Source organism: Arthrobacter sp. OAP107, from assembly GCF_040546765.1.
Taxonomy (GTDB): Bacteria; Actinomycetota; Actinomycetes; order Actinomycetales; family Micrococcaceae; genus Arthrobacter.
On sequence record NZ_JBEPOK010000001.1, the window covers coordinates 2,282,194 to 2,305,431 of the forward strand.

Below are 23,238 nucleotides of genomic sequence, written 5' to 3' on the forward strand. Positions count from 1 at the left end.
GCGCTAGAAGCCCGACGGCGGCGTGAACTGGCTTGCGGTGAACACGGCACCGCCGGGATCGCGGACCAGGGCGGTCCGGGTCCACATGGTGTCATCCTGGCCAAGGACGTGACCGCCAAGGCGCTCGGCCTCCTGCACCGCCCGGTCCCTGTCAGCCACGGTGAAGGTGACATGCCAGTGCGGCCGCTCGCCTGGGGCCACCGGAGCGAGCCAGCCAACGGCGTCGGCGAAGCCGCCCGGAACCAGGTCCCCGGACTGCCGGGCCCGGATCCCGGGGTCGACGGTGGCTTCCAAGTGGTCGCCGTAGCCGGGGCGGCGGATCATGATGCCGAAGTCGAGACGGTCGAACTCCCAAGCGAAAGCCCTGGCGTAGAAGTCCGCGGCGGCCTCCGTGTCCGCAGCATGGAGGTCGCTGAAGTTCCAGCCACCCGGCAGGTTGACCGCCTGGGCGCCCGGCCGCTCCCCCGGCTGCCAGATACGGAACTCCGCACCTTCGGGGTCGGCCAGCGAAGCCCGCACGCCGCCCACGCCGGTATCGGCAGGAGCTGACTTCAGGGTGGCCCCGGCCGACAGCAGGTGACGCACCGCCGCCTCTGCATCGTCAACCGCGATGTACGTGTTCCAGGCCGGTACGCCGTGGGGACCTGCGTCCAAGTCCGTGATGGCGGCCGTCTCCTGGCCACCCAGCCGGGCAATCGCATAACTGCCGGTGTCCCCGGGAGGTGCCGTACCGCCGTCGAACTCCCACCCGAGCAGTCCCCCGTAGAACTCACGGGCCGCTGCCACGTCGGGCTGCTGGCTGTCCACCCAACACGGCACGCCGGCCGGATAGGTCCGCTTCTGTACTCCCGCATCCTCTGCCATGGCTACGACCCTAGGCGCGATGGGCCGCTTGGACAACGCCTGCGCGGGCGTGAATTGGGGCCAAGCGGAGATAACGGCCGGGGCGCGAAGACCCAGGGCAGTGAAGACCCAGGACAATGAAGACCCAGGACAATGAAGACTGAGGGACACCGAAGAGCCAGTGACGCCGAAGGCCCGGCGCTGGTGCGCCGGGCCTTCGGGTACAAGCACCGCGTCCGGAATCCGCGGAGGCAAGAGCCGGGGTGGCTAGCCGGCGTTCTTGCCGAAGTAGTCCGCGCCGCCGGCGTATTCCGTGTGGCCGGACTCGACGTCGGCGGTGGCCATGCTGGCAACCACAGCGGCGAACTCCTCCACGGAGTAGAGCTTGCCGGCCTCGGCACGGCGGGCCTCGATGGCGCCCGGGTTTGAACGGTCCAGCAGCGTGGCGGTGACGGTGCCTTCGATCATGTCTCCGGATACGACTACCAGGGAGATGCCCTTGTCCGCCAGGTTCGGCAGCAGTTCGCGCAGGGCGTCCTCGCCGGCACGCTTGCTGCGGGCCACGGGCTCGTACTCGGGCATGGTGGCGACCGAGTTGATGAAGTGGGCCTGGTGGCTGGTCACGAAGACCACGCGGGAGCCTTCCTTCATGAGCGGCACGGCGGCGTTGAGCATGTTGACCTGGGCGTCGCGGTTGAGCTTGAGGGCGTAGCCCTCCTCCATGCCGGATTCCATGCCGCCCGAGGCATTGAGGACCAGCACGTCGAGCGAGCCGAAGTTTTCCATGGCGGCGCTGGCCAGCGCCTGCACGCCTTCAAGTGTGGTCAGGTCCGCGCCGACGGCGACGGCGCGGCCGCCCTCGGCCTCGATCCCGGCCACCACTTTGTTGGCGCGCGGCGCCTTCTGGCGATAGTTAACGACGACGGCGGCACCCTCGCCCGCGAGGATCTTGGCAACTTCGGCGCCGATGCCGCGCGAAGAACCGGTGACGATGGCTGTCTTGTTGTCCAGCTGTCCCATGTGGGCTCCCTTGTCTTAATTTATTCAAAACATCTAATTACTGATGGCCTGAAGTCCATCATGCCAGCGGGGGCGACGCCTTCCTTTGTCGGAACGCCACAAAGAACCCGGCGGCCTCCGCGTTGGCAAAAGTTGTGCTGGCGCCGGCGGCGCCTAGTGCCCCATGCCCAGGCCGCCGTCGACCGGAATAACGGCGCCGGAAATGTAGGCAGCCTCGTCGCTGGAGATCCAGCGCACCACATTGGCCACCTCGGAGGCTTCGGCGAAGCGGCCGGCGGGGATGCCGGACAGGTAATCCTTCTGGGTTGCCTCCGGCAGTTCGGCCGTCATGTCCGTGTTGATGAACCCGGGAGCCACCACATTCGCCGTGATCCCGCGCGATCCGAGCTCGCGGGTCAGGGAGCGGGCCATGCCCACGAGCCCGGCCTTGGAGGCGGAGTAGTTGATCTGGCCCGGCGCGCCGTACAGGCCCGAAACGGAGGAGATGAGCACCACGCGGCCCCGGCGCAGGCGGATCATGCCCTTGGAGGCTCGCTTGATGACGCGGAACGCGCCCGTCAGGTTGGTGTCGATGACGGAGGTGAAGTCGTCCTCGCTCATGCGCAGCAGCAGGGTGTCTTTTGTGATGCCGGCGTTGGCCACCAGTACCTCGACCGGGCCGTGGGCGGCCTCAACCTCGGTGAACGCAGCGTCAATAGAGGCCTCGTCGGTCACGTCGGCCTTGACGCCCAGGACGCCCTCCGGCAGCTTCGATTCGCTGCGGTAGGTCACTGCCACCTTGTCGCCGTTGGCCAGGAATGCCTCCGCGATGGCCAGGCCGATGCCGCGGTTTCCGCCGGTGATGAGGACGCTGCGGGCCTTGGTTGCTGCTTCAGACATGTGTGCTCCGGATTTCCGCGGAGCATGGCTCCGCTGTGGTGGCTGGAATTTTGACTGCCTCCGATCTTATCGCCCGATTGGGAGCCAACTTCGGATGGTGAGAGAATTGGGGTAGCCATTGGAGCGTGATGAGACAGTCGTGATACCTGAACCCCAACCCGGACAGCAGACGCCCGGGAAGCGTGACGCAGCCGCCGGCCATCCGGAAGTAATCAGCATCACGGACGCCGCCGCAGCGCATTCCGAAGATATGCGGGAGCGCATGATCAAGTACGCCCTCGCCATGGGTATCCGCATGGTGTGCCTGATTCTGATCTTCGTGGTGGACGGCTGGTTGAAGCTGGTCGCTGTGGCGGGCGCGGTATTTCTTCCGTGGATCGCCGTGGTGATCGCCAACGGTTCGGACAAGGCGGAGATCCACAGTGACGCGCTGCTCGATTACACGCCGTACGCTGAGCTGGGCGTGGCCGAGGAATCCGGGACAGCGGAAAGCGCCGACAGTTCCGATGAACCGACGGTGCTCCAAGGCGAACTCATTGCTGATGACGAAGAAGACGACGACGGCCGGGGACAGAAAGCTTCATGAACATTTTCAACCTGGGTGACGGCAGCGGCGAGCTTGCCGGGCCGGCATCCGCGGCGACGTGCTCCCGCAAGGCCTGCCGGGCCGACGCATCCTGGCAGCTGCTCTGGAACAACCCCAAGATCCACACGCCCGAGCGCCGCAAAGTATGGCTGGCATGCGATGAGCACAAGGCCTGGCTGGAGGACTACCTGCAGACGCGCGGGCTCTGGAAGGAAACCGTGCCGCTGGAGGCCGCCCGAACAGGCGGGAACAGCTGAATGTACAGGTTCCTGTTTTCCAGCAAGTGGCTGGGCTACCTCCTGCTGGCTGCGGTCTTCGCCACAGGCTGCGTGTTCCTGGGTCGCTGGCAGATGGACCGCCGGGCAGAGACGCTGGCGGAAATCCAGCGCGTCACGTCCAACTACTCCGCCACTCCCATCACGTTTGCCCAGGCCCGGGAAGAGTTCAACCAGTTGGACCCTTCGAAGGAATGGACCCAGGTTAAGCTGCAGGGCACCTACGACGTCGCCGGGCAGCGGATCGTGCGCAACCGGCCCCTCAACGGGCAGCCTGGCTATGAAGTGGTGGTGCCGTTCAAGCTCGTGTCCGGCGAGACCGTGGTGATTGACCGCGGCTGGCTGCCGATCGGTAACAAGACCCCCGGCCGGCCGGACTCGATCCCGGCCCCTCCGTCCGGAAAGATCACGGCCGTGGTGCGCCTCAAGCACGGCGAACCGACGCTGCAGCGCGGCGCGCCGGAAGGCCAGCTGGCCTCCATTGACCTACCCACCTACGCCTCTGAGCTCGGCTACCCGCTGCTGACCGGAGCCTACGGGCAGCTCGCCTCGGAGACACCGCCGGTAGCGGACATGCCGCAGCCGTTCCCCATGCCCTCGGTGGACGAGGGGACGCACCTGTCCTACTCGCTGCAGTGGTTCGCCTTCGGCATCCTCATGTTCGTGGGCTTCGGGTACGCGGCCCGGCAGCAGGCGCGCAACGCCGTCATGGATGCCGAGGACGCGGAAGCGTTGGACGGCGGGCCTGCGCTCACCGCCGCGGGAGCCCGCCGTCGTCCGCCGGAACCCCGGAAGCGCAAGCGGCCGACGGCGGAAGAAGAGGAAGACGCGATCCTGGATGCCCAGGGCTACTGACGACAGGAGCACGGACATGCTTGCCGACCCGGTAGCCAACGTGCGCCGTGCCCTCACAGCAGCAGGCGCCTGCGACACCGTCACGGTTCTGCCCGGTGCAGTTCCGACGGCGGCCGCCGCTGCTGAGGCGCTCGGCTGCGACGTCGCGGCCATCACCAACAGCCTGGTGTTTGAAGTGGACGGCACTCCCCTGCTGATTCTTGCCAGCGGCGCCGCGAAAGTGGACGTCCGGCTGGTCGCCTCCCAGCTGGGCACCGGGCGGATCCGCCGCGCGGCACCGGACTTCGTCCTGCACCACACCGGCCAGGAAGTGGGCGGGGTTGCACCGGTGGGGCATCCGGCAAAGATCCGCACCCTGCTGGATGCCTCTCTCCAGGAGCACTCAACGCTGTGGGCCGGAGCCGGCGACCACCACTCCATGTTTTCGATCAGCTACGGCGAGCTGCAGCGCATCACTGACGCCCACGCGCTTCGGGTGCGCTGACTGCTTACCGTGCGGTGACCTGCGGTTTCCCGTACTCAGACGTGCAGGCTGGGCCGGTAGATGAGCTGTTGGGTGTGGCCGTCGAGCGTCCGGCTCTCAATCAGCTCGAGGTCAAAGTCGGCGGCACCCTGGAAGATCGGTTCTTCTCCGGTCTGGCCGGTGATCACTGGGAAGACCGTCACCTGGACACGGTCCACCAGACCCGCGGCCATCAGTGCCCTGTTCATGGACAGGCTGCCGTGGGAGCGCAGCGGCACATCCGACTCCTCCTTGAGCCGGGTGACCACGTCGATGGCGTCGCCACTCACGACAGCTGCGTCCGGCCAGTCGAGCGGTTCCTGCAGCGTTCTCGATACCACGGTTGCCGGCAGATTCGTCATGCGCGTGACCCAGGGGTCCCGGACGTCGGAGTCCTCGCTGCTCGAGGCCAGCATCCGCGCGAACGCACGGTACGTGTTGGCGCCAAAGACCATCCGCTGCTCCTCCCCGTAGAGGGCGAGGCGGTGTTCGAGAAGTTCGGGACCTTGCTTGCCCCAGTAGCCGCCCCAGTTGCCGCGGTTCGAGCCGAAGCCGTCGAGGCTGGAAAAGACGTCGAAGGTGTAGGTGGCGCTCATGCGGCTCTCCTCGAGTTCGGCCGATCGGGCTTGGGAATACAGATGTCACAGCGGGAAGAGCTTAGCTACCGAAGCGGAGGATGACTACCAGGCTGATGAGTGCAGCCACGCCAGCCAGAAGCATCGCAGCCCGGGGATTGCCAAAGTTCAGTGTCCACCCGAGACCAAACCGGCGCGGAACCATCAGGGCGTGGTCTTCGCGGTTGACATAGATCAGGCCGCCCCGCCAGTACTTGTCATCGTCGCGGTGGGCCAGACCGGTATCCCGTTCGCCCCCGAGAGGCTCCCGGTTGTGCCTGGCCATCGCTAGGACGGCCACGACAACTGCTGCCAGAACCGGGAGGACGATCACCAGCGGCGCCAACGGCGTAGCCGTCCCGGTCCACATCAGCAACGATGAACCCATCAAGCCCAGGTCGATCGCCCCTGCAAGTCCGAGCAGTGCCTTCGCGCCGAGCGCGGTGTACTGACGGTGCCAGCGCGCGGAGCCGACCGGGTGCCCCGGGTCGATGTCCGGCCGGCCGCGGAAGATGGCCGCTGCCATGCCTGCCAATAGCGCCGTCATTCCTATTTGCACGAACACGAGGGAAAAGGCGGTGCCCACCGACTTGGCCGCTATCCTGTCGGGTGCGCCGTTGGCCCCGTAGTGCACTACAAGCTGTTCGGGCATCGAGGGGAAGCTGACCACGCCGATAGTCATCGTGGCGAGAGTGAGGATCAGCGCCGGTGCAAGCCAGCGCCAGGGGAACCGCGGCGGATCCGTCCGCAGTCCGGTGTCCACAGCGATCCCTTGGCGCAATCCCTTGTACCATCCCCCGGCGGCTTTGGCGGCCCGGATCGCGTGATTGGCCAGAAAAAAGCAGCCGTACCAGACCGCGAGGAGCACCAGGACCGGCAACGGCAGCAGCCAGGCCTCACCCGTTGTCCCGTAGATGGCGACCCCGAGGCCGACGGCAAGGATTCCGCCGAGGAATACACGCCATCGGTAGATGCTCGTCTGCCGGACCACCACCGGATCGCCTGCGCGCTGGACCGGTACCCGGACTCCGAACGGGACGGTCGGACTGGTGATTGAGGGCAGCACCAGGGCCAGCGTTAGCAGCAGTGCCGATAGTGCGGAGCTCACGATGATGGCAACGGTCATGGCGTGTCCTCTGGATGTGGGGCACCAAATGAATCGAGTAGGGACCGGCAGGTTTCGAGAATCTCGGCGTCCGGCAGCCCTTTGGCGACTGCCTCGGCCAACAGGGTGCGTGCCCTTGCGGTCCACTCCGCGCGGAACGGCTGGTCCGCGACGGCGGAGGTCACCACAGCGCCGGTCTTGCGGTTGAGCCTGATCAGGCCCTGTTGCCGCAGGAGGTCGTAGGCTTTGTTCACGGTGTGGAAGTTGATCCCGAAGTCCGCAGCAAGCGTTCTGGTGGCCGGCAGCGTGCTGCCCTCAGCCAGCACGCCTTCGGCGATCGCCTCCGTGATGCGGTCGCGAAGCTGCTGGTAGATTGGCACGTCGCTGGACAGATCGACGTTGAGAATCATGACTCCACCCGCTTTACTCTATTTGTTATAGAACAAATAGAGTCTGCCGTCCAGAGCCGCCGCTTGTTGTCAACTCCCGCGGCTAATCACTCTTTCCCGTTTAGTGTCGAAACGCCGGAAAGGATCAGGGCCGCAGTTCCAGACTGCCTCGCCGATCATCCGGGCGGTGCGCAGATCATCGCGGGCGAACGCACGGGCGTACAGGTTTTCGAGCCCACACGGCTGGCGGGGCCGGGCGCCCATAAGCGGACAACCCGTGAAATGGCATCCCCCGCTGTCCGGCCTATATAGGGGTCGGAGGTGTGCTGCTGCCTCTGCAGCTCGCGGGAGGGCGTGAGCCAGGCCCAGCAGGAGGTGAACGCCGTTCATTCGTGTTGGGGTCGTGAGTGGAAGTAGTTGTTGCGGCGGGGTTTTCGTTGGGGGTCGAGTTCTGGTGGGGGTTTGAACCATGGCACTTCGTTGGCGACTTCGATGCTCCAGTGTTCTTTGTGGATGAGGTGGTGGTGATGGCTGCAGAGCAGGACGCCGTTGCCGGTGCCGGTGGTTCCGGCGCGGGACCAGTAGGTGATGTGGTGGGCTTCGCACCATGCGGCGGGGATGGTGCAGCCCGGGAACGCGCAGCCCTGGTCGCGGGCGGTGATGGCTTTGCGGATGTGGGGTGGGAAGACGCGTGAGGCGCGGCCGATGTCCAGGATCCGGCCCTGGCTGCCGAGGACGACGGGGATGATGTCGGCGTCGCAGGCGATTTTGCGGATCGTGGCCGGGTTCACCGGGCCGCCGAACGCGAACAGGGCCGTGCCTTGGCTGGTTCCGCGGCCGGCGGCGGCAGAGTACGCCGGCCGCGGGCCCTGAGTGATCTGAGTGCCGTGGGATTTTTCGAGGTCTTGGGCGTTGTGGGCCCATTGGGCGTTGCGGCGGTGTTGGAGGTCGGCGAGGAGGTCGCGGTAGTTGATGGTGACCAGGATCTGGGGCCGGTGTCCGCCGTTGGCGGGCAGGGTGTCGGTGGTGAGCACTGTTTGCAACGCGCCGACGAGCCCGTCGAGCCGTTTCTGACCCTGTGACCGGTGATCCAGGCAGATTTCCGGCGGATCCGCGGTGCCGGATCCTGCGAGGCTGGCCGGTGCGGCGGCACCCGCCCCGGCACTGTCCATCCCGCCACTGTCCATCCCGCCACTGATCGTTCTGCCGGCGCCGTTCCCGTCGGCGCTGTTCCCGTCGGCGCCGTTGCCGTCGGTGTCCTTGCGGTCTTCCTGTTGTGGGGTGCGGGGGTTGGTGGCGGTGTTCATGACGGTGGTGATGGTTTCGAACTGTTCGGCGGTCGCGAAGATTTCCAGGTGCTGCAGGCCGTGTTTGGGCCGGCGGATGAAGGCGCCCTGGATCTGCCGGAGGGCTCCTTCGGAGGGTTCGGTGCCGTCCTGGTCGATGGCCTCGGCCCAGTGCCGGGCGACCCGGGTGAGGAAGTCGGCGTCGTTCTCGACCGCGGCTTGGGTCAGGTCGTGTTCCATCGCGGCGGTGTGGTCCGGGGTGGTGAAATGCCGTGCCCGGTCCAGGGCCAGGGTGATGGTGGTCGCGGTGCGGGAGCTGATCCGGGCGGTGTCGACCGCGGCGGCGAGCTGTTCGTAGCGGGGCGGGAGCTGTTGCCCGCCGAACCCGGTCCGGGGCAGGACCGAATCGGCCAGGCCGATCCGGCGCCGGGCTTCGGCGGAGCTGATCCGCAGCCTGTCCCGGAGGAACTCGACACTGTTCCGGGACCCGTCATCCCCCGGCGAAGGCTCAGCGACCGCGGCGGGGTCAGGGACGGGGACCAGGGGTGAGGCGGCGGCGGTGAGCGCGGCGGTGCGGGACCGGTCCACCGCCCCGGCGGCGATCACCTGCAGGCGCTCCACCCTCCGGGAGAGCCGCTCGAGCCGGTCCGCGAAATCCGCGGCGTGCCCGAAACCCCACAACGCGGCGTCCTCGGCGGTGACCGCATCCGATGACAACAAAGCCAGGGCCTGATCAACCACGTCCCCCTCAAAGACGCGGGCGTCCGCCTCGGCAGGAACGCTGTGAAGGGCGTTGGCACCCACTGAAACCAGCCCAGAAGCCAACCCACCGGCACCCGGCCGACCGGCCCGGTCCCCAGTGAATCCCCCAACGCCTTCCATGGACCCAGTCTGAAGCGGGGGTCTGACATTAAAGGGCTTCCAGCGCGACCATCAGCAAACAACCGGACGCCAGCGCCCCAACGAAACTACGCCAGCGTGATGAGGTCCAGGTAGTCCTCGTTCCAGAGGTCCTCAACACCGTCGGGCAGCAGCACCACGCGCTCCGGGTTGAGTGCCTCTACGGCGCCTTCGTCGTGGCTGACCAGGACGACGGCGCCGGTGTAATTGCGCAGTGCTCCCAGGATCTCTGCACGGCTGGCGGGGTCGAGGTTGTTGGTGGGCTCGTCCAACAGGAGGACGTTGGCGCTGGAGGCCACGATGGTGGCCAGCGCCAGACGGGTCTTCTCACCGCCGGAGAGAACGCCGGCGGGCTTGTCGACGTCGTCACCGGAGAACAGGAACGAGCCCAGGATGCCGCGGACCTCAGCGTCCTTCATGTCCGGCGCGGAGGAGCGCATGTTCTCGAGGACTGTCCGGTCGTGGTCCAGGGTCTCGTGCTCCTGGGCGTAGTAGCCCACTTTGAGCCCGTGCCCGGGGACGATATCGCCGGTGTCCGGCCGGTCCACGCCCGCCAGCATCCGCAGCAGCGTGGTCTTGCCGGCACCGTTGAGCCCGAGGATGACCACCTTGGAGCCACGGTCGATGGCGAGGTCCACATCGGTGAAGATCTCCAGCGAACCGTAGGACTTGCTCAGGCCCTCGGCGGTCAGCGGGGTCCGGCCACACGGCGACGGGTCCGGGAACCGCAGCGCTGCCACGCGGTCGTGCTCGCGGACGGCTTCCAGGCCGCTGAGCAGCCGCTCGGCGCGCTTGGCCATGTTCTGCGCGGCGACGGCCTTGGTGGCCTTGGCGCGCATTTTGTTGGCCTGGTCCATCAGGACCTGCGCCTTTTTCTCGGCGTTGGCGCGTTCGCGCTTGCGGGCACGCTCGTCCGTCTCGCGCTGCTGCAGGTAGCGCTTCCACCCCATGTTGTAGAAATCGATCTGCGCCCGGTTCGCGTCCAGGTGGTACACCTTGTTGACGGTGGCCTCCAGCAGTTCCACGTCGTGGCTGATCACGATCAGGCCGCCCTGGTGGTTCTTGAGGAAGTCGCGGAGCCAGGAGATGGAATCCGCGTCGAGGTGGTTGGTGGGCTCATCCAGCAGCATGGTTTCCGCGCCGGAGTAGAGGATGCGCGCCAGTTCCACACGGCGGCGCTGGCCACCGGACAGGGTTTTGAGCGGCTGGTTGAGGATCCGTTCCGGCAGTGCCAGGTTGGAGGAGATAGCGGCCGCTTCGGCTTCCGCCGCGTATCCGCCGCCGGACAGGAATTCGGCCTCGAGCCGGTCATACCGGCCCATCGCCTTGCGCTGGACCTCCGGGTCCTCGCTGGCCATGTCCGCCTGCGCCTTCTTCAGCTTGCCGACGACGACGTCCAGGCCTCGGGCGGACAGAATGCGGTCCCGCGCCAGCTGCTCCATGTCCGGGGTGCGCGGGTCCTGGGGCAGGTAGCCGATTTCGCCGCTGCGGGTCACCTTGCCGGCGGCGGGCAGGCCTTCGCCGGCCAGCACGCGGGTCAGCGTCGTCTTGCCGGCGCCGTTGCGGCCCACGAGGCCGATCTTGTCACCCTTGTCGATGCGGAAGCTCACCTGGTCCATGAGCAGGCGGGCGCCGGCACGGAGTTCAAGTTCCTGAACGGTAATCACAGCAGGTAAGGCCTTTCACAACAGGGAATGCCGCAGCACGGCGGATTGCATGCCGCGCGGCGCGAAGTATGGAACGCCGGGGATGCCGGCCGGAGAACGGCCTGTCCAAGTCTACCGGCCGGGGCAACCCGGCCAGAACACCTCTTCCCCGCCCGCACGAGCACCTTCCCAATCCACCCGGAGCAGTGGCTTCCCGGCCAAGCAGAGCGGAGTATTTGTGCCTAGCACCAGACCCCGGGCAGTCCCTCTTGTAGAACAGCAACAAAATGCGGCTAATCCCGGACCAGTAACGTCGAGAACAGCTGATAATTGTTTGTACCCCTCCGACAGGACCTCCCATGACCCAGACCCATTCCGCCGGCACCGTGCAGCCGGCAAAGCGCAGCCGCTGGAACGCCACCGACCTCGGACTCATCGCAGTCTTCGCCGCGCTCGTGGCGGCGTCAGCCCTGGTGGCCGCCATCCCCGTGGGTGGCCTCGGCGTCCCCATCACGCTCCAGACCCTCGCCGTCATACTGACCGGCCTTGCCCTTGGCCCCGGCCGCGCGTTCGCCGCCGTCGGCCTCTACACCCTCCTTGGGCTCGCCGGGCTCCCCATTTTCAGCGGTGGCCGCAGCGGACTGGGCATCCTGGCCGGACCGTCTGCCGGTTACATCATCGCCTTCCCGCTTGCCGCCGCAGCGGTGGGCTGGCTGGCCGCCGTCGTCGTCCGCCGCACGGTCAAGTTCCGTGCCGTGTTCCTGTTCGCCGCCGCCATGGCCGCCAGCATCGTGCTGATCCACGGACTGGGCGTCGCCGGCATGATGGTCAACGCCAAGCTGGACTTCGACAAGGCGGTCCTGGCCGACCTCCCCTTCTACCCGGGTGACATCATCAAGAACGTCCTCGCCGTTGCGGTGGCCACCGCCCTGCACAAGGCGTTCCCCGACCTGCTGGTCCGCCGCGTCCGGAAGCTCCCGCAGCAGCCGGCCACGCAGCAGGCTGCCAGGCCGGAGGCAACAACGCCGGAAGCCACGGAGCCGAAAGCAACCACCCAGCAGTGAGCACCGTCTCCCTCAGGAACGCAGGGGTCAGCGTGGCCGTGGACGGCCGCCCTGACCCCAAAGTCCTGCTGCAGGACCTCTCGCTGGAGCTCACCGAGCAGCGGATCGGTGTGATCGGTGCCAACGGTTCCGGCAAGTCCACCCTGCTCCGCCTTCTCAACGGACTCGTGGCCCCCACCGAAGGGACCGTGACGGTCAACGGCGCCGACACCCTCCGCAACGTAAGCGCCGTGCGCCGGCAGGTGGGCTTCGTGTTCACCGATCCCCTTTCCCAGCTGGTCATGCCCACCGGCCGCGAGGACGTGGAACTCTCGCTCCGGCGCTCGGTGCGGAATGGCAGGGAGCGCCGGGAGCAGGCCACCGCCGCGCTGGACCGCTTCGGGCTCCTGCCGCTGGCTGACCAGAGCATCTACGAACTCTCCGGCGGCGAACGGCAGCTCCTGGCACTGGCATCCGTGCTGGCGGTGGAACCTGGAATCCTGGTGCTGGACGAGCCCTCCACGCTCCTGGACCTCCGGAACCGCGAACTGCTGCGCCGCACTCTCGCCGGGCTGAGCCAGCAGATCGTCATGTCCACCCATGACCTGGAGCTGGCGCTGGACATGGACCGGGTTTTGGTGGTCGAAGCCGGACGGATAGCGTACGACGGCGCTGCTGCCGCCGCCGTCGAGCATTACCGCTCGCTTTCCGCGCGGAGCCTGTCAGGCGGGGACTTCCGGTGAGGGGCCACGGCTTCCTGCTCGCCAACTACGTGCCCGGCACGTCACTGATCCACCGCATGCCGCTGTGGCTGAAGTTCCTGCTGGTCCTGGCCTGCGGAATGGCCTCGTTCCTGATAGTCGACTGGCGGCTGGCCGCCGGAGCCCTCGGCGTGATGTGCGCGCTGTTCCTGCTCAGTGGCGCCGGGGCCGTGCGCCTTTTCCGCGCGGTGCGGCCGCTGCTGCCGATCCTGCTGGTCATCGGCGCGTTCCAGTGGTGGCAGCTGGGCGGGTCCGTTGCCGCGCGGATCGTCCTGAACATCCTGCTGTGCGTCGTGGCAGCGTCCCTGCTGACCGCCACCACGCCGCTGCACCGGCTGCTCGACGGCGTGGTGTCCCTCGCCCGCCCGTTCCGGCGCTTCGGTGCGGACCCCGAGCGCTTCGCCCTGACCATCGCCATCATGCTGCGGAGCATTCCCTTTATCGCCGGGGCCTTCGCCGACGTCCGGGACTCGGCGCGCGCCCGCGGACTGGAACGTAACCCGCGAGCACTCGTCCTGCCGGTATTCATCACCACTGTCGCCTACGCCCGCCATACCGGCGAGGCGCTGGCTGCGCGCGGACTGGGTGAGCCGGAGGACTGAGCGAGCCACAGTCGCCCGTCTCAACTGGCCGCCGTCGACCGCTTCTTCCCTGCCGGCCCCGTTGACTGCCCTTCCTCGAAACGGCAGATCACGACGGCTTGGCGCATGGGACCGCCCGGTTCCTCGAGCTGATCCACCAGCGTCTCCACACCCATCCGTCCCAGCTCGGTGCTGGGCAGGGTGAGGACAGTCAGCCGCGGATCCGTCGTGGCCGCCACATCGGGCGTCGAGCCGATCAGCAGGACTGACATGTCGCCGGGAACGTCGATGCCGTGCTTGTCCAGGCCGTTGATGAAGCCGAAGGACGCGTTGTCGTTCATGAGGATCACGGCCGTCGTGTCCGGGGCGGTCCTGAGCAGCCTTTCAGCAGCTCCCTGACCGGAGATCGGCGATTCCTCGCACGAGATGTGGACCGATTCCAGCCCTCGGCGGTCCACTTCCGCGGCGAAGGCCGCCCGGCTGCGCACGACGGGGCCGTAACCGTTCAGGGCATGCTCGGCCCCGCCGCTGTCAACGAAGCAGAGCCGGCGGTGGCCCAGTCCTTCCAGATAGGAGACGGCCTCGATCATAGAATTCTCGAAGTCGACGTCCACGTACGGCAGGTCTTCCGGATGCCGCGTCCGTCCGATCAGTGCGAACGGCAGCGTGGATCCCTGTAGCCGCTCCACGCGTGCATCGTCCAGCTGCACCTCCATGAGCAGAACGCCGTCGATGAAGCCGCTGGAAATGAGCTCCTCAACCTGTTCGGCGTCGTTGCTGATGGGCCACAGCACCAGGTTGTAGCCGAGGTCCTTCGCCGTCTGCGTGGCGCTGGTGAAGAACTTCACGGCGGTCTCGCTGAGCCTCCGCTGCAGCGCCGGGTATAGCAGGGCAATGATCCGGGTGCGCTTGCTGGCCAGCGCGCGGCCGAGGGCGTTCCGGCGGTAGCCGAGCTGCAGCATGGCCTCCTCAACCCGGGCCCGGGTGGCGGGAGCAACCGGCTTCGTGTCGTTGATAACGAACGACACCGTGGCGATCGAGACGTCCGCCAGCTTCGCAACGTCTCTCATGGTGGGCACAGAACGCCTCTTTCAGGACTCGGGGGGAACAGGACAGGCCTCCAGTAAACCGGTTAACTTTTTCCTTGACAACCCCTCACCCCGGCATGCACAGTTGTTTCGACATCCCCCAACACATTGAACCGTGACAGGACTTTGGCTCTTGAGTTAACCGCTTAACTCCTCTGGTCCCACCCGGCCTACCCTTCGACAGGAGGACGATGACGTCCACGACAGCAGAACCCGGGAAGCTTCGGATAGCACTCATCGGCTATTCGTTCATGGGTTCCATCCACGCCCAGGCCTGGACCGCGGCACCACGGTTTTTCGACCTCGGCGTTGTGCCCGTCCTCGCCGCAGTCTGCGGCCGGGACAAGGAAGCGGCCCGATCTTTTGCGGATAAGTTTGGCATCGGCCGGGTGGAGACCGACTGGCGGACTCTGGTGAACGACCCGGATATCGACGCCGTCGACATCTGCGTTCCCGGAAACCTGCACGCCGAGATTGCCATCGCCGCTCTCCAGGCCGGCAAGCATGTCCTCTGCGAAAAGCCCCTCGCCAACACGCTGGCGGAGGCCGAGAAGATGACCCTGGCCGCGGAGGAAGCCAAGACCCACGGGGCGCTGGCCATGGTCGGCTTCAGCTACCGGCAGACCCCTGCCCTCGCCTACGCCCGGGAACTGACCGAAACCTTCGTCAAGACCAGGCCGCTCGCCGGCGCGTCTTCCGGCCTGCAGGCGCAACCCGGGCTCGAAGGGCACGGCGGCACCAAGGGTGGGCTGGGCACGGTAACCGTGGGTGATGCCGCCGTCGTCATCGGCCGGACCGTCGAAGGCGCCCTGGCCACGTTCGAGGCGACCCGCTTCGCCACAGGCCGCAAGAACGCCGTCCGGCTTGAAGTCAACGGCTCGCTCGGCTCCGTGGCGTTCGACTTCGAAGAACTGAACGAGCTCTGGTTCCATGACCACACCGACCCTGCCGAGTCGGCGGGCTTCCGCCGGATCCTCGTCACCGAGCCCAATCACCCGTATACCGGAGCGTGGTGGCCGCCCGGACACGGGCTCGGGTACGACCACGTCTTCGTCCACCAGGCTGCCGACTTCGCCCGGTGCATTGCCCGCGGCGAACAGCCAGAGCCATCATTCGCGGAGGGGCTGCAGATCCAGCGCCTCCTCGACGCCGCCGAAACCAGCGCCGCCAACAACGCCCAATGGCAGGACGTAACTGCCGGCGCGTAGCCGCCGTCGTTCCCGTCACCGCAAAGCACGCACCGCAAAGCACGCACCGTAACGCACCCACCGGAACCAACACCCGAGCCAAGCACCAAACGCCAACCGCAGCGGCCGCAGGCCGCCCGGCCGATCCATTGCGCCCCAAATAACCGAACACCGGAACCACCGAACAACCCAAACCAGCGAAACAACCACAGCACGGCAAAGGAGCCCCCCATGAAGAAAGCATCACTCACCTGCCTGATGGCCATGGCCGCCATCGCACCCCTCGCCCTCACCGCCTGTGGCGGGGGCAGCAGCCAGGCGTCCGCCAACGAGAAGGTCGACTCGCTCACTGTCCTGGACTACTACAACAACGAACCTGACAAGACCCACATCCAGGGTGCGCTGGACAAGTGCGCCGCGCAGCTGGGCGTGACACTCAAGCGTGAGACTGTCCCCGGCAAGGACCTCATCCAGAAGGTTCTTCAGCGGTCGAGCTCGCGGACCCTGCCGGACGTACTGATGCTGGACAACCCGGATGTGCAGGAGATCGCGGCAACCGGCGGGCTGGCCCCGCTGAACGACTTCGGCGTGGACACCTCCGGGTTTGCGCAGGGCATGCTGGACGCCGCCACCTATGAGGGCAAGGTCTACGGCCTGGCGCCCACGGCCAACACGCTGGGCCTGTTCTACAACAAGGAGATGCTCGCCGCGGCCGGCATCCAGCCGCCCAAGACCTGGGATGAGCTCAAGGCGGCGGCGGCGAAACTCACAACCGGCGACCGCTATGGCCTGGCGTTCTCCGCGATCGCCACCTACGAGGGCAGCTGGCAGTTCCTGCCGTTCATGTGGACCAACGGCGGTGAGGAAACGGACCTGAAGAGCCCGAAGGTGGCTGAGGCGCTGGGCTTCATTGACGGCCTGGTGTCCTCAGGCTCCGCGTCCAAGAGCGTGGTGAACTGGAGCCAGGCGGACGTGCGCGACCAGTTCGCAGCCGGCAAGGCCGCCATGATGATCAACGGACCGTGGCAGATCCCGTCCCTGGCCAAGACGCCGGACATCAAGTGGGCGGCTGTCCAGGTCCCGGTCAACGCGCAGGGGCAGACTCCGGTGGCGCCGCTGGGCGGTGAGGTCTGGACCGTGCCGCAGACCGGCAATAAGGCCAAGCAGGCCAAGTCCGCCCAGCTGGTGCAGTGCATCAGCAGTGACGAGAACCAGCTGGCCCTGGCCAAGGAACGCTTTACCGTACCCACCAAGACCGCGCTCGCCGGTGAGTACGTGAAGGCCGTTCCGGAAATGGCAGCGTTCACGGAGCAGGTGGCCCACGCGCAGTCCCGGACCGGCAAGCTCGGCAAGGAATGGCCCAAGACGGCGACGGTCATGTACACGGCGATCCAGCTGGCGCTGACCGACCAGGCGTCCCCGCAGGAGGCCTTCAGCAAGGCTGAAGGGAAGTAGCCCGGGATGACGCAAAGAACCAGCACTCATCGCGGAAAGGAGCCAGCGCCATGCCGACACTGACCACCAGCCCGGCGCCGGGAGGCCTCTCGCCCGCCGCCCCGGTCACGCCAGAACGGGAAGGACGACGGCGGGGCTCCCGCCGGGAGCGCCTGGTCCAGGCACTCTTCCTGGCACCGGCCGCGCTCTTCCTCCTGCTGTTCTTCGGCTACCCCGTGGTGAAGAACGTTGCCATGAGCCTGCAGGAGTACACCACCCGGACCTTCTTCACCGGAGAAGCGCCCTGGGTTGGCCGGGCGAACTATGCCACGGCCGTCGGGAGCAGCCTTTTCGCCCCTGCCATGCTCAATACGGCACTGTTCACGCTCGGCTCGATCGCCGGCCAGTTTGTGATCGGCCTGGCCCTGGCCAGCTTCTTCAAGCGGCGGTTCCCGCTGAGCGGCTTCCTGCGTTCGATGCTGCTGCTCCCGTGGCTGCTGCCGCTGATCGTCTCGAGTGCCACGTGGCGCTCGATCCTCGACCAGGACAGCGGCATCCTCAACGCATTCCTGCGGAACCTCGGCGTCATCCAGGAACCTGTCCCCTGGCTGACCAGCCCATCAGTGGCGCTGCTGGCTGTGGTCCTGGTCAACGTCTGGGTGGGCATTCCCTTCAACGTCACCCTGCTCTACGGAGGGCTCCAGGAGATTCCCGAGGAGCTGTACGAGGCGGGCGCGGTTGACGGTGCCACGGGCTGGAAGGCGTTCTGGCACATCACCTGGCCCAACCTGCGGCCGGTGGTCAGCGTGGTGCTGGTGCTCGGCGTCGTCTACACGCTCAAGGTCCTGGACATCATTCTCGGCCTGACCAACGGCGGACCGGCGAACGCCACGCAGACCCTGGCCGTGCGCTCCTACCAGGAGTCGTTCGTGAACTTCCAGTTCGGCGTTGGCGCTGCCTTCAGCAACATCCTGATCCTGATTTCACTGGTGTTCGCGGTGGTCTACCTCCGCATGAACCGCCGTGCGGTCGACGAATAAGAGGACCACCATGACAACCCTGGAAATAACGACGGCTGGCTCCGCGCCGGCCGCGCCGCGGCCGCGGAAGGCCAACAGGCCCAAGCTGGGGCACACCGCCGTCGGACTTCTGCTCCTCGCGGTGATGCTGTTCCCGGTGTACTGGATGGTCAACGCGTCCCTGCAGCCATCCGGCAACACCCTCACCGCGGACTTCCTGCCGCTGAACCCCAGTTTTGAGGGCTATGAGAAGGCGATCGCACAGCAGGGCCCGAACCTGCTCACCAGCCTGGTCATCTCGCTCGGCACAGTGGTGTTCAGCCTGGCCGTAGCGGCCCCCGCCGCGTACATGCTGGCGCAGTTCCGGTTCCGCTGGATCAACGCCGCGCTGCTGGCGATCCTCATTTCGCAGATGATCCCCGGCATCGTGATCGCCAACGCCCTCTACGCGGCCTACAACGATCTCGGCCTGCTCAACTCCATCCCGGGGCTGATCCTGGCCGACTCGACCCACGCCATCCCCTTCGTGATCCTGATCATGCGGGCGTTCATGATGCGGATCCCGCCCAGCATTGTGGAGGCGGCGAGGGTGGACGGCGCCGGGCTGGTGCGGGCGTTCGTCTCGATCGTGCTGCCCATCAGCCGCAACTCGCTCATCACGGCGGGCCTGTTCGCTTTCCTGTTCTCCTGGAGCGACTTCCTGTTCGCCCTGACGCTGACCACCACCGAGGACGTGCGGCCCGTGACGCTGGGCATCTACCAGTACCTGGGCACCCAGGTGTCCAACTGGAGTGCCGTGATGGCGACGGCGGTGCTGTCCTCGCTGCCGGCCGTCGTGCTGCTGGTCCTGGCGCAGAAATACATCGCGGCCGGGGCCACCGGCGGCGCCGTCAAATAGCCTTCAACCTAAGGAACCCTTCATGATTGAGAACCACACTCCCCTGCGCGTCACCGTATGGGGCGAAAACCGCCACGAACAGCACCAGCCGCACGTGGCCGAGATCTACCCGGACGGCATGCACAACACCATCCGCGAGGGCATCGAGGAGAACCTCGGCAAGCGGGCAGAGGTGGCGACCGTGACCCTGGACGACCCAGAGCACGGCCTGACCGAGGAAAAGCTGCGGAACACGGACGTCCTGGTCTGGTGGGGCCACGCCGCGCACGCCGAGGTGGCGGACGAGGTGGTGGACCGGGTCCACCGGCACGTGCTGGCCGGGATGGGCCTGGTGGTGCTCCACTCCGGGCACTGGTCCAAGATCTTCGGCAAGCTCATGGGCACCACCTGCACGCTGCGCTGGCGCTCCGAACGGGACCGCGAGATTGTCTGGACGGTGGATCCGACGCACCCGATCGCGCAGGGCGTGCCGCACCCTTTCATCATTCCGGAGCAGGAGATGTACGGCGAGCATTTCGACATCCCGGCACCGGACGAGTTGATCTTCCTGAGCACCTTCTCCGGCGGCGAGGTGTTCCGCAGCGGCTGCACGTTCAGGCGGGGCTACGGCAAGATCTTCTTCTTCAGCCCCGGCGACCAGGACTACCCGGTCTACTACCACAAGGACGTGCGCAGGGTCATCGCCAACGGCGTGGAATGGGCCCGCACCGTCCGGCCCGAGCGCACCGACCCGGTCCTGCTGCGGTACGAGACCGAGGCGTTCTACACCGGCCACAGCTACGAGGGGGCGATGGCGAATTGAGCCGCTTCGCAACTTTGCCTGATCCTTCGGCGCCCGTCCGCGTGGTGCAGGTGGGGGCCGGCGGGATGGGCCGGGCCTGGCTGCGGCTGCTCGGTGGGTCGGCCGACGTCGAACTGGCCGGCGTGGTGGACCTCAACCCGCAGGCGGCACGGGACGCGCTCGCCGAGCTGGGGCTCGGCTCCGTACCGGTGGGGACGAGCCTGACCGAGCTGGCCGGCACCGTCGGGGCGCAGGCGGTGGTCAACGTGACGGTTCCGGCCGCGCATCATCCGGTGAACGTCGAGGCGCACTTCCTCGGGCTGCCCGTGCTGTGCGAGAAGCCGGCGGCGCCGACCGTTGCGGAGGCCCTCTCACTGGCTGCGGTGGCCGAGGCAACGGGCCAGGTGCTGATGATCAGCCAGTCGCGCCGGTACTTCCGGACGCTCGCCGCCTTCCAGCGGCAGGCCGACCGGCTCGGCGAGATCGGGGTGCTGACCTGCGACTTCTTCAAGGCGCCGCACTTCGGCGGCTTCCGGGAGGAGATGGAGCACGTGCTGCTGGTGGACATGGCGATCCACGCGTTCGATGCCGCGAGGTATCTCCTCGGCCAGAACCCGGTCTCCGTATACTGCGAGGAGTTCAACCCGGGCTGGAGCTGGTACGCCGGGGATGCGGCCGCCACGGCCGTCTTCGAGATGGACGGCGGGACGCGCTTTGTCTACACCGGAAGCTGGTGCGCCGACGGGCTGGAGACCTCGTGGAACGGCAGCTGGCGGATCAACGGCGCCAACGGAACGGCGGTGTGGGACGGGGTTTTAGCGCCGGTCGCGGAGCTTGTAGCCGGGGCCGGTTTGGAGGACGACGGCGGGGAGCTGGGTTCAGCTTCTTCGGTGCCGGGTTCGGTGGCCGGGGACGCCAACGCTTCGGCCGGCGGGCCGGAAGAGATCGCCGGGGCGCTGGCTGAGTTCGTCCGGAGCCTGCGGACGGGCGAGGTTCCCTCGGGCGAAATCCACGCCAACGTCCTGAGCCTGGCGATGGTCGAGGCGGCCGTGAAGTCCTCGCAGACCGGGCAGAAGGTGCTCATCAGGGACGTCCTCGACGACGCGCACCGGCACGCGCTCGCCGTCGAGCAGGTCCCTGCCGCCAGGGAGGTTCTGGCGGCTTGGGCGTCGCCGCTCGAGGCCCTGGAACGGGCTGGGTATTCCGGGCAGGCTGTTTCCACGGCCCAAGGGTAGACGGGGGTGGGAGTCCCTCGTGGAGGGGGTACCAGCAGGGACTCCCACAGCGTTGTAAAACGCTGGTTAGGTGGAACAGCACCCCATCACCGCCGTCGAACTGACGGCAGCCCTTTACCCCTTGAACGGAGGCAGCGTGACTGTGACCGACGCTCCGGTGACCACGCGCGAACAGGCAGTAGGACGGCCGTTGGCAATTGTCCTTGGCTTGCTGACCATCTTCGGTCCGATTTCCATGGACCTGTACCTGCCCGTCCTGCCGGCGCTGACGGCGGAGCTGCGGAGTTCCACCTCGACCGCCCAGCTGACCATCACGGCCTGCCTGCTTGGATTGGCCATCGGTCAAGTGATTGCGGGCCCGCTGTCGGACGGCTTTGGCCGCCGGCTCCCCCTGCTGATCGGCGTCGCCGCCTACACGGTGACGTCCGTTCTTTGTGCTATCAGCCCCACTGTTGAGACCCTGATCGCCGCCCGGTTCGTCCAGGGCCTCGCCGGGGCTGTGGGCATCGTGATTGCGCAGGCCGCAGGGCGGGACGTGTACGGGGGCGCCAAGCTCCTCCGTTACTACGGCCGCCTGACCGTGCTCGGCGGACTGGCGGCAATCGTGGGACCGGTCATCGGCGGCCAGCTGGCTTCCGTCACAGACTGGCGTGGTGTCTTCCTCTTCCTCGCGGCGGTCGGCGTCGCGATCCTGGTGGCCTGCCTGGTGATCTTCAAGGAGACCCTTCCGGCCGGGCGGCGGGCGGCTGGCGGATTTGCCCATACCCTGCAGGACTTCAGGCGCCTGCTTGCAGACCGTGTGTTCGTCGGCGCGGTGCTGATCACGGGCTTTACGTACTCTGCGATCTTTGCCTACCTCAGCGGCGCCACGTTCGTCCTGCAGGGCATCTACGGGTTGTCGCCGCAGGGCTACTCGTTTGCCTTCGGCCTGAACTCCCTGGGGTTCATGATCTTTGGCTTCTTTGGCGGCCGGCTGGCCGAACGGTGGTCGGAGAAGGCGACGCTGGTGATCGGGCTGGCGATGGCCACTGCCGGTTCCTTTGGACTGCTCGTGACTGCGCTCCTGCACCTTCCCCTGATTGCGGTGATCCTGTCCCTGTTCACAATGGTTGGCGGCGTGGCGGCAGCCAGCCCGTCCGCGACCTCCCTGGCGCTGAAGGGATATCCGGACATCGCCGGTACCGCGTCGTCGCTGCTGGGCCTGGCCCGGTTTGCCTTCGGCGGCGTCGCCGCACCGCTGGTGGGCATCGGCGGGGCGGAGAACGCCCTCCCGTTTGGCGTCGTCACTGTGGTGTCGGTCGCCGCGGCGGTGGCCTGCCTTGGGCTTGTTCGGACGCGCGGTGAGGCTCGTTAGGGCGCGCCAGACGGCGGTGTCTGCCTTGGGAGCTCTAGTTATGCATGCGTCAAGAGCCGGCCTTCTTTTCCGCCGTCTACCGCGCGCCCGGTCGAGCGCGCGGTAGACGGTGGCACGGCCAACGGAGAACAGCTCGGCCAGCTCATACATGGTGTGTTCGCCAGCGTCATGCAGCTGGACCAGGAGTGCCTCCTGATTCGCCGATAGTTTAGGCTGTTTCCCTCGCAGGCGGCCCTTGGCCTTGGCGATCTTCATGCCTTCGCGCGTGCGCGCCCGGATGAGATCGCCTTCAAAGTCAGCAACCATGGCCAGAACGTTGAACAGCAGCTTTCCTACCGGGTCCGCGGGATCATGCAACGACCCGCCGATGTTCAGCTTCACCCCGTGCGCTGCGAGGTCGTCCGCGATCTGATGCGCGTCCCGGACGGAGCGGGCCAGCCGGTCAAGTTTCGTCACCATGAAGGTGTCGCCGCTTCGGCACGCGGCCAGCGCTTCACGCAGTCCTGGGCGGTTCGTGTTGCTGCCAGTGAGGCCATGATCGACATAGATACGATCTGGTTCGACGCCCATGGCCGCCAAGGCATCCCGTTGGACAGTGAGGTCTTGTTCGTCGGTGGAAACCCTTGCGTAGCCAACCTTTATTTCAACCATGAACAGGAGGGTCCGCCACATGGGTGGCAGTGCGCCATATAGCAGCCCGTCACCGGACATATCACCGGACTGTTCATGCGGAACGGTTGTCTCCGCCAAGACCTAACGGTGCAGATCAGATGGCGGGGCGTCCGATGAGTGACCGGCTTACGGGACGTTATGGGAACAGGCCCCTTTCGGGACAATTTTGCGTCGTGGGGGGGAAAAATCTTTCGGGTTCTGTTGCTTATGATTTGGTCTGGCCAGATGATCGTCCTGTGCTCAAAGAGGAGCGCGAAGTAGCTCGCTTTGGGAGCACACAATTTT

At 66.7% G+C, this 23,238-nt stretch carries 23 protein-coding genes and 1 pseudogene; 14 read left to right on the forward strand and 10 right to left on the reverse strand.

Features of this window, described 5'->3' with window-relative positions:
- Positions 1–3: 3 nt before the first annotated feature.
- The 3 genes from ABIE00_RS10690 to ABIE00_RS10700 form a co-directional block, all read right to left on the reverse strand.
- Positions 4–864: a VOC family protein gene (locus tag ABIE00_RS10690; RefSeq protein ID WP_354260008.1), complete on the reverse strand. Its 861-nt coding sequence runs from the start codon at positions 862–864 to the stop codon at positions 4–6.
- A 246-nt stretch (positions 865–1,110) separates the two neighbouring features.
- A complete protein-coding gene (locus ABIE00_RS10695) occupies positions 1,111–1,863 on the reverse strand; it encodes an SDR family oxidoreductase (RefSeq protein ID WP_354260011.1) in 753 nt (250 codons plus the stop codon).
- Positions 1,864–2,016: 153 nt separating this feature from the next.
- Complete coding sequence (locus ABIE00_RS10700) at positions 2,017–2,742, reverse strand: beta-ketoacyl-ACP reductase (protein ID WP_331568860.1); 726 nt, start codon at positions 2,740–2,742, stop codon at positions 2,017–2,019.
- Positions 2,743–2,881: 139 nt separating this feature from the next.
- Here ABIE00_RS10700 and ABIE00_RS10705 point away from each other — a divergent pair, with 139 nt between their 5' ends.
- From ABIE00_RS10705 to ABIE00_RS10720, 4 genes are read left to right on the forward strand one after another with little or no spacing between them, the layout of a single operon-like run.
- A complete protein-coding gene (locus ABIE00_RS10705) occupies positions 2,882–3,328 on the forward strand; it encodes a DUF3099 domain-containing protein (protein WP_502914211.1) in 447 nt (148 codons plus the stop codon).
- The gene (locus ABIE00_RS10710; RefSeq protein ID WP_354260017.1) at positions 3,325–3,585 is read left to right on the forward strand and encodes a hypothetical protein; all 261 of its coding nucleotides are present in this window, start codon (positions 3,325–3,327) and stop codon (positions 3,583–3,585) included. The genes ABIE00_RS10705 and ABIE00_RS10710 overlap by 4 nt, the downstream gene beginning before the upstream one ends.
- The gene (locus ABIE00_RS10715; RefSeq protein ID WP_354260019.1) at positions 3,586–4,458 is read left to right on the forward strand and encodes an SURF1 family cytochrome oxidase biogenesis protein; all 873 of its coding nucleotides are present in this window, start codon (positions 3,586–3,588) and stop codon (positions 4,456–4,458) included.
- A 16-nt stretch (positions 4,459–4,474) separates the two neighbouring features.
- On the forward strand, positions 4,475–4,942 hold the full coding sequence (locus ABIE00_RS10720) for a YbaK/EbsC family protein (RefSeq protein ID WP_354260022.1): 468 nt from the start codon (positions 4,475–4,477) through the stop codon (positions 4,940–4,942).
- A 35-nt stretch (positions 4,943–4,977) separates the two neighbouring features.
- On the opposite strand, the gene ABIE00_RS10725 is transcribed toward ABIE00_RS10720, so the two are convergent.
- The 5 genes from ABIE00_RS10725 to ABIE00_RS10745 form a co-directional block, all read right to left on the reverse strand.
- Complete coding sequence (locus ABIE00_RS10725; RefSeq protein ID WP_354260025.1) at positions 4,978–5,556, reverse strand: dihydrofolate reductase family protein; 579 nt, start codon at positions 5,554–5,556, stop codon at positions 4,978–4,980.
- Positions 5,557–5,617: 61 nt separating this feature from the next.
- Entirely contained in the window at positions 5,618–6,700 is a 1,083-nt protein-coding gene (locus ABIE00_RS10730; protein WP_354260028.1) for a DUF1648 domain-containing protein, read from the reverse strand.
- Entirely contained in the window at positions 6,697–7,089 is a 393-nt protein-coding gene (locus tag ABIE00_RS10735) for a GntR family transcriptional regulator (RefSeq protein WP_354260031.1), read from the reverse strand. The genes ABIE00_RS10730 and ABIE00_RS10735 overlap by 4 nt, the downstream gene beginning before the upstream one ends.
- 365 nt (positions 7,090–7,454) lie before the next feature.
- On the reverse strand, positions 7,455–9,158 hold the full coding sequence (locus ABIE00_RS10740; RefSeq protein WP_354260034.1) for an HNH endonuclease: 1,704 nt from the start codon (positions 9,156–9,158) through the stop codon (positions 7,455–7,457).
- A 164-nt stretch (positions 9,159–9,322) separates the two neighbouring features.
- The gene (locus ABIE00_RS10745; protein ID WP_331568882.1) at positions 9,323–10,921 is read right to left on the reverse strand and encodes an ABC-F family ATP-binding cassette domain-containing protein; all 1,599 of its coding nucleotides are present in this window, start codon (positions 10,919–10,921) and stop codon (positions 9,323–9,325) included.
- A gap of 338 nt (positions 10,922–11,259) precedes the next feature.
- Here ABIE00_RS10745 and ABIE00_RS10750 point away from each other — a divergent pair, with 338 nt between their 5' ends.
- From ABIE00_RS10750 to ABIE00_RS10760, 3 genes are read left to right on the forward strand one after another with little or no spacing between them, the layout of a single operon-like run.
- A complete protein-coding gene (locus tag ABIE00_RS10750; protein WP_354260038.1) occupies positions 11,260–11,964 on the forward strand; it encodes a biotin transporter BioY in 705 nt (234 codons plus the stop codon).
- Positions 11,961–12,686, forward strand: coding sequence for an energy-coupling factor ABC transporter ATP-binding protein (locus tag ABIE00_RS10755; protein ID WP_354260041.1), 726 nt, complete (start codon positions 11,961–11,963; stop codon positions 12,684–12,686). The genes ABIE00_RS10750 and ABIE00_RS10755 overlap by 4 nt, the downstream gene beginning before the upstream one ends.
- A complete protein-coding gene (locus ABIE00_RS10760; RefSeq protein WP_354260044.1) occupies positions 12,683–13,306 on the forward strand; it encodes an energy-coupling factor transporter transmembrane component T family protein in 624 nt (207 codons plus the stop codon). The genes ABIE00_RS10755 and ABIE00_RS10760 overlap by 4 nt, the downstream gene beginning before the upstream one ends.
- A gap of 20 nt (positions 13,307–13,326) precedes the next feature.
- Here ABIE00_RS10760 and ABIE00_RS10765 read toward each other — a convergent pair whose 3' ends face one another.
- Positions 13,327–14,355, reverse strand: coding sequence for a LacI family DNA-binding transcriptional regulator (locus ABIE00_RS10765; RefSeq protein ID WP_354263321.1), 1,029 nt, complete (start codon positions 14,353–14,355; stop codon positions 13,327–13,329).
- 209 nt (positions 14,356–14,564) lie between these two features.
- Here ABIE00_RS10765 and ABIE00_RS10770 point away from each other — a divergent pair, with 209 nt between their 5' ends.
- The 7 genes from ABIE00_RS10770 (at position 14,565) to ABIE00_RS10800 (ending at position 22,281) form a co-directional block, all read left to right on the forward strand.
- Complete coding sequence (locus tag ABIE00_RS10770) at positions 14,565–15,581, forward strand: Gfo/Idh/MocA family protein (RefSeq protein WP_354260046.1); 1,017 nt, start codon at positions 14,565–14,567, stop codon at positions 15,579–15,581.
- 210 nt (positions 15,582–15,791) lie between these two features.
- Positions 15,792–17,015, forward strand: a complete 1,224-nt coding sequence (locus ABIE00_RS10775; protein ID WP_354260049.1) for a sugar ABC transporter substrate-binding protein — start codon at positions 15,792–15,794, stop codon at positions 17,013–17,015.
- 50 nt (positions 17,016–17,065) lie between these two features.
- The gene (locus ABIE00_RS10780) at positions 17,066–18,034 is read left to right on the forward strand and encodes a carbohydrate ABC transporter permease (RefSeq protein WP_354260051.1); all 969 of its coding nucleotides are present in this window, start codon (positions 17,066–17,068) and stop codon (positions 18,032–18,034) included.
- Between the two features lie 10 nt (positions 18,035–18,044).
- Entirely contained in the window at positions 18,045–18,911 is an 867-nt protein-coding gene (locus ABIE00_RS10785) for a carbohydrate ABC transporter permease (RefSeq protein ID WP_354260054.1), read from the forward strand.
- A gap of 22 nt (positions 18,912–18,933) precedes the next feature.
- The gene (locus tag ABIE00_RS10790) at positions 18,934–19,713 is read left to right on the forward strand and encodes a ThuA domain-containing protein (protein WP_354260057.1); all 780 of its coding nucleotides are present in this window, start codon (positions 18,934–18,936) and stop codon (positions 19,711–19,713) included.
- Complete coding sequence (locus ABIE00_RS10795) at positions 19,710–20,927, forward strand: Gfo/Idh/MocA family protein (RefSeq protein WP_354260060.1); 1,218 nt, start codon at positions 19,710–19,712, stop codon at positions 20,925–20,927. Before ABIE00_RS10790 ends, ABIE00_RS10795 begins: the two co-directional genes overlap by 4 nt.
- A 142-nt stretch (positions 20,928–21,069) precedes the next feature.
- Positions 21,070–22,281, forward strand: coding sequence for a multidrug effflux MFS transporter (locus ABIE00_RS10800; protein ID WP_502914282.1), 1,212 nt, complete (start codon positions 21,070–21,072; stop codon positions 22,279–22,281).
- A gap of 75 nt (positions 22,282–22,356) precedes the next feature.
- Here the strand turns inward: ABIE00_RS10800 and ABIE00_RS10805 are convergent.
- Positions 22,357–22,932 (reverse strand): annotated as a pseudogene (locus ABIE00_RS10805) (recombinase family protein); the annotation flags it as partial.
- Positions 22,933–23,238 lie beyond the last annotated feature (306 nt).

Coding starts and splice junctions, on each gene's coding strand:
- ABIE00_RS10690 (WP_354260008.1), bottom strand. CDS start 864: ATGGCAGAGGATGCGGGAGTACAGAAGCGGACCTATCCGGCCGGCGTG.
- ABIE00_RS10695 (WP_354260011.1), bottom strand. CDS start 1,863: ATGGGACAGCTGGACAACAAGACAGCCATCGTCACCGGTTCTTCGCGC.
- ABIE00_RS10700 (WP_331568860.1), bottom strand. CDS start 2,742: ATGTCTGAAGCAGCAACCAAGGCCCGCAGCGTCCTCATCACCGGCGGA.
- ABIE00_RS10710 (WP_354260017.1), top strand. CDS start 3,325: ATGAACATTTTCAACCTGGGTGACGGCAGCGGCGAGCTTGCCGGGCCG.
- ABIE00_RS10715 (WP_354260019.1), top strand. CDS start 3,586: ATGTACAGGTTCCTGTTTTCCAGCAAGTGGCTGGGCTACCTCCTGCTG.
- ABIE00_RS10720 (WP_354260022.1), top strand. CDS start 4,475: ATGCTTGCCGACCCGGTAGCCAACGTGCGCCGTGCCCTCACAGCAGCA.
- ABIE00_RS10725 (WP_354260025.1), bottom strand. CDS start 5,556: ATGAGCGCCACCTACACCTTCGACGTCTTTTCCAGCCTCGACGGCTTC.
- ABIE00_RS10730 (WP_354260028.1), bottom strand. CDS start 6,700: ATGACCGTTGCCATCATCGTGAGCTCCGCACTATCGGCACTGCTGCTA.
- ABIE00_RS10735 (WP_354260031.1), bottom strand. CDS start 7,089: ATGATTCTCAACGTCGATCTGTCCAGCGACGTGCCAATCTACCAGCAG.
- ABIE00_RS10750 (WP_354260038.1), top strand. CDS start 11,260: ATGACCCAGACCCATTCCGCCGGCACCGTGCAGCCGGCAAAGCGCAGC.
- ABIE00_RS10765 (WP_354263321.1), bottom strand. CDS start 14,355: ATGAGAGACGTTGCGAAGCTGGCGGACGTCTCGATCGCCACGGTGTCG.
- ABIE00_RS10770 (WP_354260046.1), top strand. CDS start 14,565: ATGACGTCCACGACAGCAGAACCCGGGAAGCTTCGGATAGCACTCATC.
- ABIE00_RS10775 (WP_354260049.1), top strand. CDS start 15,792: ATGAAGAAAGCATCACTCACCTGCCTGATGGCCATGGCCGCCATCGCA.
- ABIE00_RS10780 (WP_354260051.1), top strand. CDS start 17,066: ATGCCGACACTGACCACCAGCCCGGCGCCGGGAGGCCTCTCGCCCGCC.
- ABIE00_RS10785 (WP_354260054.1), top strand. CDS start 18,045: ATGACAACCCTGGAAATAACGACGGCTGGCTCCGCGCCGGCCGCGCCG.
- ABIE00_RS10790 (WP_354260057.1), top strand. CDS start 18,934: ATGATTGAGAACCACACTCCCCTGCGCGTCACCGTATGGGGCGAAAAC.